Source organism: Mycobacterium sp. E136, assembly GCF_001666865.1.
Taxonomy (GTDB): Bacteria; Actinomycetota; Actinomycetes; order Mycobacteriales; family Mycobacteriaceae; genus Mycobacterium.
Window position 1 is genome coordinate 1 of record NZ_LZJE01000127.1, and the last position, 581, is coordinate 581.

The 581-nt window shown below is 63.7% G+C and carries 1 protein-coding gene; it reads left to right on the plus strand.

Annotated elements, in window-relative coordinates; translation table 11 throughout:
* The coding region (locus A5698_RS08765; RefSeq protein ID WP_353651815.1) for a glycosyltransferase at window positions 1-581 on the plus strand (581 nt) is incomplete at both ends.

Consider the following 581-nt stretch of genomic DNA (forward strand, 5'->3'; position numbering starts at 1 on the left):
CGTACGACGAGGTTTGGTTTCCCGGATTGGCGGCCGAGTGGGGCGAAAGGCGGCCGTTTGTCGGCACACTGACGATGCAGTTGCCGACCGACGCCGACGAGGAGATTGCATCATGGATCGCCGCGGGAAAACCACCCATCTATTTCGGCTTCGGCAGCATCCCCGTCGACTTGGTCGAGTCTGCTGACAGCGTGTTCGCCATGATCACGGATGCGTGCGTGGAGCTGGGTGAGCGGGCGCTGATTTGCGCCGCTGGAATGGATGATTCCCGAGTCGCGCATCCGGATGACGTCAAGGTGGTCGGCGCGACAAGTTACGCGGCCGCCTTCCCCGCGTGCCGCGCAGTCGTCCACCACGGTGGCGCGGGCACGACGGCGTTGGCTCTGCGCGCCGGAATCCCACAGCTGATCCTGTCCACGGACCTCGATCAGACTCTCTGGGGAGTTCGGATCAAGCGACTGAAAGTCGGTACCAAGCGGCGCTTTTCGACTACGACCTCGGATTCGCTCCTAGCGGATCTGCGCACCATCCTCGGTCCACAGTACGTTTCTCGTGCCCGCGAGATGGCGGCCCGGATGACC